Origin of the sequence: Streptomyces alkaliterrae (assembly GCF_007097205.2) — a bacterium.
Taxonomy (GTDB): domain Bacteria; phylum Actinomycetota; class Actinomycetes; order Streptomycetales; family Streptomycetaceae; genus Streptomyces; species Streptomyces alkaliterrae.
Window position 1 is genome coordinate 1 of sequence record NZ_VJYK02000245.1, and the last position, 8,246, is coordinate 8,246.

General features: G+C 70.2%; 9 protein-coding genes. 1 reads left to right on the forward strand and 8 read right to left on the reverse strand.

The annotated features are described in order from the left end of the window. Together FNX44_RS20045 and FNX44_RS20050 are read right to left on the reverse strand one after the other, a co-directional pair. Positions 1-899 (reverse strand): phosphoribosyltransferase domain-containing protein (locus tag FNX44_RS20045; RefSeq protein ID WP_173019234.1); only part of this gene is annotated, 899 nt, incomplete at its 3' end. After that, positions 896-2,068: an HpcH/HpaI aldolase/citrate lyase family protein gene (locus tag FNX44_RS20050; RefSeq protein ID WP_143649834.1), complete on the reverse strand. Its 1,173-nt coding sequence runs from the start codon at positions 2,066-2,068 to the stop codon at positions 896-898. The genes FNX44_RS20050 and FNX44_RS20045, both read right to left, overlap by 4 nt. A 228-nt stretch (positions 2,069-2,296) precedes the next feature. Here FNX44_RS20050 and FNX44_RS20055 point away from each other — a divergent pair, with 228 nt between their 5' ends. Further along, positions 2,297-3,268, forward strand: a complete 972-nt coding sequence (locus FNX44_RS20055) for a TerD family protein (RefSeq protein WP_143649846.1) — start codon at positions 2,297-2,299, stop codon at positions 3,266-3,268. A gap of 34 nt (positions 3,269-3,302) precedes the next feature. Here the strand turns inward: FNX44_RS20055 and FNX44_RS20060 are convergent, their stop codons facing one another. From FNX44_RS20060 to FNX44_RS20085, 6 genes are all read right to left on the reverse strand, one after another. After that, entirely contained in the window at positions 3,303-4,037 is a 735-nt protein-coding gene (locus FNX44_RS20060) for a TerD family protein (RefSeq protein ID WP_143649835.1), read from the reverse strand. A gap of 167 nt (positions 4,038-4,204) precedes the next feature. After that, positions 4,205-5,359 carry a DUF475 domain-containing protein gene (locus FNX44_RS20065; RefSeq protein ID WP_143649837.1) on the reverse strand — a complete coding sequence of 385 codons (1,155 nt, stop codon included), beginning with the start codon at positions 5,357-5,359 and terminating at the stop codon, positions 4,205-4,207. A gap of 72 nt (positions 5,360-5,431) precedes the next feature. Further along, positions 5,432-6,010, reverse strand: coding sequence for a TerD family protein (locus tag FNX44_RS20070; protein ID WP_143649839.1), 579 nt, complete (start codon positions 6,008-6,010; stop codon positions 5,432-5,434). A gap of 157 nt (positions 6,011-6,167) precedes the next feature. Next, the gene (locus FNX44_RS20075; protein ID WP_143649840.1) at positions 6,168-6,743 is read right to left on the reverse strand and encodes a TerD family protein; all 576 of its coding nucleotides are present in this window, start codon (positions 6,741-6,743) and stop codon (positions 6,168-6,170) included. Positions 6,744-6,910: 167 nt separating this feature from the next. Then, positions 6,911-7,369, reverse strand: a complete 459-nt coding sequence (locus FNX44_RS20080; protein WP_143649842.1) for a peroxiredoxin — start codon at positions 7,367-7,369, stop codon at positions 6,911-6,913. 166 nt (positions 7,370-7,535) lie between these two features. Beyond that, positions 7,536-7,976, reverse strand: coding sequence for a DUF3052 domain-containing protein (locus FNX44_RS20085; RefSeq protein ID WP_143649844.1), 441 nt, complete (start codon positions 7,974-7,976; stop codon positions 7,536-7,538). Between the last annotated feature and the right edge of the window lie 270 nt (positions 7,977-8,246).

The following is an 8,246-nucleotide window of genomic DNA, read 5'->3' on the forward strand; positions in this document are numbered from 1 at the left end:
GCGGGGGTGAAGCCGTGCCGGCCGCCGTCGGGCAGGCCGAGCGGCCAGCCGAGGTCGACGCGGTGCGCGGTGGCCGGGTCGCCGGGTGGTGTGCTGGGCGGCTCGGGCTGGGCGGCGACAAGTGCGGCGCCGCGTTCGAGCACGTCGTCGGGGAGGGTGACGCTGCCGGTGGCGAGTGCGACGACGTCGACGCGGGCGCCCAGGTCGGCGGCGAACTTCGCCAGTTCGGCGCGGTCCGCCTCGGAGCGCAGGTCGACCAGGGAGGCGACGACGTACCGCGGGCGCGGGTTGGCGGCGTGCAGGGCGGCCATGGTGTTGCGCACGGTGCGGCCGGTGGAGAGTTCGTCGTCGACGAGGACGAGGGGGCCGTCTCCGGTGAGGAGTCGCGGGTCCTCGGGGAGCAGCAGGTGGGAGGTGTGGTGGGAGTGCTCCTCCTCGAAGCCGCCGGCGGCCCGGGCGCCGGGTACGGGGCGTCGGGTGGAGTGCAGGTGGTCGGCGGCGCCCATGCCGTCGGCGACGCACTGGCCGAGGCCGGTGGCGGTCTCGGCGTAGCCGAGGACGACGGCCCGGGCGCCGTCGGTGTCGCCGAGCAGGTCCCGTACCCGGTGGCCGAGGCCGAGGCCGGCGCCGTAGACGACGTCGGGCAGCTGCGGTACGTGCTTGCCGAGCACGTCGGAGACGAGGAGGTGGGCGCGCCGGGGGTTGCGGCGGACGGCGAGGCCGAGGAGGTCGCGCAGGCCCTGGCCGACGAGGTCGACGCCGAGCCGGTCGGCGACCCACCGTCCGGTCCATACTCCGGCGGGGTCGTCGGCGGGTCGTGGCGCGGGCACGGTGGCCCTCTCGCCGGTCGCCTGGGGGGTGTGCTGACTGTGTGTCACGCCGCTCACTCGCTCGCTCATACGAGGCTCGCCGCCAGCAGGTCGACGAAGTCCACGTCCTCGCGGGCGACTCCGAAGACCTCGGCCCTGAGCAGCGTGCGTTCCGCCCAGGCCCGGTGGGGCTTCACCTCGTTCATCTTGTTGGTGTACACGGATCGCAGGACTCCGCCGCCGCCGCGTTCGGGACGGAGTATGTCGGTGGCGTCGCTGTACTCCTCGTGGCTGACGACCGACAGGGCGTGGACGGGCGCCACGTGGCTGGGGTGGATGCAGGTCTTGCCGAGGAGGCCGTTGACCCGGTCGAGCTGGGTCTCGCGGAGCAGGCCGTCCATGTCCTGCTCGATGAGTTCGGCCCGCAGGTCGTCGGCGCCGCCGGCGAGGAAGGGGCTGCGTCGCAGCTGGGGCTTGAACATGCGCTCCTGCGGGCGGAAGTACTCCCACACCGGTCCGGTGACGGTGAGCCCGCTGCCGTCGTGGCGGCCGAGCACGTTGACGACGTCGGCGATGACGGTGGCGACGAGCTTGACGTCGTAGGCGGTCATGTCCGGGGTGCGGCGCAGCCCGTACGCGGAGCAGAAGTCGGTGACGCCGAGCCGCAGCGCGAGGACGTTGTCGCGGTACTTGGTGACGGCGCGCCGGATGCCGGCGAGGGTCTCGGCGCGGGTCTCCAGGTAGAGCAGTTCGGGGGATTCCAGGACGGGCATGGCGTAGAGCCGGCGGCCGACGTTCGCTTCGGCGACGGTCAGCGCCTCGAGGAAGGGCAGTCCGCGTTCCTCGGTGAACTTCGGCAGCACAAAGCCGCTGAGGAGTCGGGCGTGGTCGCCGAGTCGGCCGGTCAGCGAGGTGATCTGGTCCGGTTCCCGGACGCGGACGAACAGCAGCGGCAGCTCGCGACTCCCGTCGGCGCCGGAGGCGAGTTCTGCGAACTGGCGGACCAGGTTCTCCTCGGCCGCGTCGACGTCGGCGTCGGCGATGGAGTCCTCCAGGCACAGCACCATGGAGACGACGCCCCTGGTCGCGGCCTGTTTGGTGATGTCGGCGGCGAGGTGGGGGCGGGTCGCCGGGCTGTAGAGGGTGGCGCCCAGGGCCACGGACAGCGTCCGGGCCGGGGAGTCGGCGGTGAACTCGCCGGGCTGGCGGTGGAAGAGAGCCTGCCGCGCGTCTGGCCCGATGTGCCGGAAATGGCGCATGGCACCCCCGATTCTTTCTGTGTGCTCCGACCCGCGTGTGCCGGTGAGTTCCGACCGGCAATCGTACGTGCGAGGTACGAGCGGTTGTCCCACCCGTCGGGGAAAGTGTGGTGAAGCGGCTGTAACCGTCGTGTCACCGCCGTGCCCCGGTTGCGTCGCCGATGGCCGGTGGCCCGGTCGGCCCGTCCCGCGTTGTCGAGGCGCGGTGGAGGAGGCAGGATGTCAGCCATGACGCACGCGATGACCAAGGGATCGAACATCCAGCTGTACGCGTCAGCCGTGCGCGCGGTGCTGCGCTGGTCGGACGGTCCCGGCGTGCCCGACGTGGACGCCTCCGCGCTGTTGCTGGGGCCCGGCGACCGGGTGCGCGGTGACGCCGACTTCGTCTTCTACAACCAGCCCCGCCACCCGTCCGGGCTGGTCAGGCACCTGGCGAAGACCAGGGAGCCGGAGGGCCTGGCGGACACGGTCGAGGCGGATCTGGCGGGTCTCGACGCCTCGGTGGAGCGCGTGTTGCTGACCGCCTCCGCCGACGGCGGCACGTTCGCCCAGGTGCCGGGCGGGCTGCGGTTGCTGCTGCGGGACGCCGCCGGGGGCGAGACCATCGCGCTGTTCGACATGGAGCCGGAGACCGGCGAGGAGACGGCGCTGATCTGCGGCGAGCTGTACCGGCGCGGGGACGGCTGGAAGTTCCGCGCGCTCGGTCAGGGCTACACGAGCGGGCTGGTGGGCCTGGCCACCGAGTACGGCGTCTCCGTCGACGACTCTCCGGAGGAGGACGACGCGACGACCGGGGAGTCGGCCGGGGAGCCGTCGGCCGAGGTGCCGGAGCCGCGTGCGGCCGAGGAGGAGGAGACGGTTCCGCCGCCTCCTCCGGAGCCGGACCTGCCCGACCCGGAGCCGGTGCCCGTGCCGCGTCCGGAGCCGCGCCCGCGGCCCGAGCCGACGCCGGCACCCGATCCGGTGCCGACGCCTCCCCCGCCGCCGGAGCCGCCGCAGCCGCTCTCCCCCGAGCCGCCGCATCCGACGGTGGCCGCGCCGGTGGCGGGCTACGGCTATCCGCAGCCGCCGGCCCAGCCGCCCGGACCGGCGTACGGGTACCCGCCCGTCCAGCCCGTGGCGCCGGCGTACGGCTATCCGCCGCAGCCGGACCCGGCGTTCACGCTGCCGCCGCAGGGCCCGCAGTTCGTCGACCGCTGAGCGCGGCGGGGCGGCGGGTGGCGGCGGGGGCCGGTCACTTGTAGCCGCGGCCCCAGGTCATGCCCCAGCCGTAGAGCCGGTCGAGGTCGGCCTGGTACCCGTAGACGTAGCGGACCTCGCGGCGTACGACCAGCTCGTCCTTTTCGTGCTCTATGAGCATGACCGCCACGGAACGGGCCTCCGGGGCGCGCTCGGTGAGCCGGACCTCGATCTGCGGGCCGTTGCTCGGGACGAGGGTGACCACGGCGTTGGTGCGTTCGAAGGCGGGCGTGCTGTCGTAGACGTAGACGAACACCAGCAGCCGTTTGATCTTGTCGGCGTGGTCGAGGTTGATGTACAGGGTCTCGCCGGAGCCCGAGCCGAAGCGGTCGTCGCCGGTGAGCTTGATGTAGGGCGGCTCGTTCATGCTGCCGAGCAGTTCGCCCAGCGGCTGGACGACCCCCTTGGTGCCGTCGGCCAGTTCGTACATGCAGGCCAGGTCGAGGTCGACGTTGACCATGCCCTGGGTGTGGCCGCTGATGGGCTCGGGTTTGAGCAGTTGCAGCGGGTGGCGGAGTGAACCGCGGCGGCGCTGGCGCTCGTTGAGGTCGGGGGTGCGCATCTGCCAGCTCAGGTTGACCCTCATGGTGCCGGCCGCCGCGCCCTGTTTGGTCAGCGACAGGGTCGGGTTGCGTTTGGTGAGTTCGGTGGAGTGACCCGAGCCGAGCATGTCGAAGCTTTGGCCCCGGGTGCCGCCACCGGTGCGAAGGTGCTCCCACAGGGAGACCATGTGTGCCCCCAATCCCGTCTTCCCGTACCGGAAACCGCCACGGGGCGGCTGGTGGCCTCGGCGCCGGGAGTCGGCTCCCGGGCCCACCACAGCCGCCCCGCAGTTCAGCGTTCCGCATACGGGCCGATGTGACACACGTTTTTGCCCAGTGTTCACATAACGGACGTTCAGACCTTTGTTGTCAGGACCGCCGCTGGTGGTTCCTTCTCCCCCTCGTCGTCTCCGCCGTCGCCGCCGCCGAGGCGGTTGTGCCGGACCGAGGAGAGGAAGGAGAGTCCGATCAGCGCGACTCCCAGCAGGCCGGTGATGACCTCGTGGATCTCCCAACGGACGGTCACCAGCAGGATCATGGCGAGGGCGCCGATCGCGTAGTGCGCGCCGTGCTCCAGGTAGACGTAGTCGTCAAGGGTGCCCTCGCGGACCAGGTAGACGGTGAGCGAACGCACGTACATCGCGCCGATACCGAGGCCGAGCGCCATCCAGAAGATGTGGTTGGTGATGGCGAAGGCGCCGATGACACCGTCGAAGGAGAACGAGGCGTCCAGGACCTCGAGGTAGAGGAAGAGGAAGAACGCCGCCTTGCCCGCGAGTCCGACCGCGCTCTTCGGCTTCTCGCCGGACGCCTTGGCGGCCTCCTCCAGTTCGTGCTCGCGCTCCTCGTCCTCCTCCAGCTTGTTCTCGAAGTGGCTGGAGAGCCCGTTGACCAGGAGGTAGGTGACCAGGCCGGCGACGCCGGCCAGCAACACGGTGGACGCCTTGTCCTCGTGTCCGCCGAAGACATGCGCCTGCGGCGCCATGACAACGGCCGTGCCGAGGAGGGCGATCAGCGCCACGCAGACGGCGAGGCCGTCGACGTTGCCCAGCCGGCCGAGCGGACGCTCAAGCCACGGAATCCACTTGTGCTCACGCTCGTCGAACAGGAAGTTGAGGAAGATCATCAGCAGGAACATGCCGCCGAACGCCGCGATGCCCGCGTGCGCGTCGGTGACCATCTGCTCGTACGTCTCCGGTTGCTTCAGCGCCAGTTGGACGGCCTCGATCGGCCCGACCTTTCCGCTGATCGCGACGATGGCCACCGGGAAGACCAGGCGCATACCGAAGACGGCGATCAGGATGCCGATGGTGAGGAAGATGCGCTGCCAGAACGCGTTCATCTTCTTCAGGATGCTGGCGTTGACCACCGCGTTGTCGAACGACAGCGAGATCTCGAGGATGGAGAGGATCGCCACGATGGCGAACCCCTCCCAACCCCAGAAGTAGGCGGCTGCCGCGAGTCCCGCGGCAGTCACGCCGAAGGACCAGCCGAAGGTTCTCAGAACCACTGGGTTACCCAATCTCTCTCATGGAGATCCCCCGCGCACCCAGCGCGGCCGGACCACAGTCTCGTGGCGGCGTCAGGCCACGTTGACGCCGAAGTCTAGGGCGATACCACGCAGCCCCGAAGCGTACCCCTGGCCCACCGCACGGAACTTCCACTCCTGCCCGTAACGGTACAGCTCGCCGAAGAGCATGGCGGTCTCGCTGGAGGCGTCCTCGGTGAGGTCGTAACGGGCCAGCTCGTTGCCGTCGGCCTGGTTCACCACGCGGATGTAGGCGTTGGTCACCTGTCCGAACGTCTGCCGCCTGGCGTCCGCGTCGTGGATCGAGACGGCGAAGACGATCTTGTCGACCTGCGGCGGGACCAGGGTGAGGTCCACCAGGACGGTCTCGTCGTCACCTCCGCCGGTACCGCCGACGAGTTCGTCGCCGGTGTGCTCGACCGAGCCGTCGGGGCTCTTCAGGTTGTTGTAGAAGACGAAGTACTCGTCTCCCAGCACCCGGCCGCCGGCGCACAGCAGCGCGCTCGCGTCCAGGTCGAAGTCCGCTCCGGTGGTGGCGCGGGCCTGCCAGCCCAGGCCGATCTCCACCCGTGTGAGGTTCGGCGCGGCCTTCGAGAGGGAGACGTTTCCTCCCTTGGCGAGCGTGACACCCATGTCCTGGTCCTCTCCCCGGTGATTGCGCCCGGTGTTTGCGCCCGGTATTGCGACAGTCTTGCCAAGCCGTCCGGCGCCGCACACCTCCCGAACTCGGAAGTCTGCGGCGCCGGAAGCTGCCGTGATCAGGTGCGGCCGACGGGCCGCGCCCGGAGTTTCAGACGTTGACGCCGAAGTCCTGGGCGATGCCGCGCAGGCCGGAGGCGTAACCCTGGCCGATGGCCCGGAACTTCCACTCGGCGCCGTGCCGGTACAGCTCACCGAAGACCATGGCGGTCTCGGTGGAGGCGTCCTCGGTGAGGTCGTAGCGGGCCAGCTCGTTGCCGTCGGCCTGGTTCACCACGCGGATGTAGGCGTTGCGGACCTGGCCGAAGCTCTGCTGCCGGGCCTCGGCCTCGTAGATCGAGACCGGGAAGACGATCTTCTCGACGTCGGCCGGGACCGCCGCGAGGTTGACCTTGATGACCTCGTCGTCGCCGTCGCCGTCACCGGTGAGGTTGTCACCGGTGTGCTCGACCGAACCGTCCGGGCTCTTCAGGTTGTTGAAGAACACGAAGTTCTGGTCCTTGTTGACCTTGCCGGACCCGTCGGCCAGCAGGGCGCTGGCGTCCAGGTCGAAGTCCGCACCGGTGGTGGTGCGCGAGTCCCAGCCAAGACCGACGAGCACGGCGGTCAGGTTCGGGGCTTCCTTGGTCAGCGAGACGTTGCCGCCCTTGCTGAGGCTGACTCCCACGAGTCCCTCCAAAATTCGTTTCTGTGTACGTGCGGCCGGACGGTGTGCGCCGGCCCACTGGCTACGGATGCCGTCTGGAGCAACGAGCCGACCCCGGTCGCCGGTTCCCGCACGCGGGGTGACATTGGCCCGCAGTCCCAGGTCAGAGCCGCCGAGGCGCGCCCGGGTCAGAGCTGCTCGAGAGCCTTGACGTAGTCGTTGATGTCGCGGGCGTCGGGCAGGCCGTTGACGACCGTCCAGCGCACCAGGCCCTCCTTGTCGATGACAAAGGTGCCGCGGACCGCGCAGCCCTTCTCCTCGTCGAAGACTCCGTAGGCGCGGGCGGCCTCGCCGTGCGGCCAGAAGTCCGACAGCAGCGGGTAACCGAGGTTCTCCTGCTCGGCGAAGATCCGCAGCGAGAACGGGGAGTCGCAGGAGACGGCGAGCAGCTGGACGTCGTCGCTGACGAACGTCGGGAGCTCGTCGCGCAGCGCGCACAGCTCACCGGTGCACACTCCGGTGAAGGCGAACGGGTAGAAGAGCAGGACGACGTTCTTCTCACCGCGGAAGTCCGAGAGACGGACGGACTCGCCGTGCTGGTTGCGCAGCTCGAAATCCGGGGCCTTGGTGCCGACCTCGATGGCCATCGAGTGGTCCCTCCGTTTGGGGGTCAGACTGACGGGCCCACACTAAGCCGTGACGGCGGGGCGCCGGAGCGGACCCCGTGGATTCCGGCCGGAGGACCGCCCACGCGTGCGCCGGGCCGACTCGCGGTGAGCCGGCCCGGCGTCGGGCGGATGTGTGACGACGCGCTCAGGCCTTGCCGGCGCGGCTCGCCTTCGGGGTGACCAGGCGGCTGCCCGTCCAGTCCTTGCCGACGGCGAAGGGCTTGGTCTGCTGGAGGCCGGCGGTCTGGGCCGCCTCGCCGATCTCGCTCGGCTGGACGTAGCCGTCGCGCCCGGTCTTCGGCGTCATCAGCCAGATCGGGGAGCCGTCGTCCACCAGCGAGATGGCGTCCACCAGCGCGTCCGTCAGATCGCCGTCATCCTCCCGGAACCACAGCACGACGGCGTCGGCGAGATCGTCGTAGTCCTCGTCGACCAGCTCGGTGCCGGTGATGGCCTCGATGCCCTCGCGAAGTGACTGCTCGGTGTCCTCGTCGTAACCGAGCTCCTGGACCACCTGTCCGGGCTGGATACCCAGCCTCGCGGCAGGGTTGGTCCGCTCCTCCGCGTGGTCCGCGGTCGCGCTCACGGATTGCCTCCTGTTCATGTTGCGAAAGTACCCGTCTGACCGCGTGTACGCGAATGTCTCGGATACACGGGGCAGTGCTTCGCCGTAGTCCACACGTGCGGGGCGGATCGCGCAAGTACCCGGTGGCCCGCCCGGTGCGGGCGTTGACGTGCCTCCACCCTGCACAGCGCGCGGGTCCGGCGCCACAGGAGGGGAGCCGTACGGCTCTCGGTGACGCGTTTGTGACGCCCCGCGCAGGTGGGAGGCCGGGAGGGGCGGTGAGCCGGGGTC

What these genes read in the sequence shown, in the direction of transcription:
- FNX44_RS20050 (WP_143649834.1), bottom strand. Translation starts at nt 2,068, where the DNA reads ATGCGCCATTTCCGGCACATCGGGCCAGACGCGCGGCAGGCTCTCTTC.
- FNX44_RS20055 (WP_143649846.1), top strand. Translation starts at nt 2,297, where the DNA reads ATGACGCACGCGATGACCAAGGGATCGAACATCCAGCTGTACGCGTCA.
- FNX44_RS20060 (WP_143649835.1), bottom strand. Translation starts at nt 4,037, where the DNA reads ATGGTCTCCCTGTGGGAGCACCTTCGCACCGGTGGCGGCACCCGGGGC.
- FNX44_RS20070 (WP_143649839.1), bottom strand. Translation starts at nt 6,010, where the DNA reads ATGGGTGTCACGCTCGCCAAGGGAGGAAACGTCTCCCTCTCGAAGGCC.
- FNX44_RS20080 (WP_143649842.1), bottom strand. Translation starts at nt 7,369, where the DNA reads ATGGCCATCGAGGTCGGCACCAAGGCCCCGGATTTCGAGCTGCGCAAC.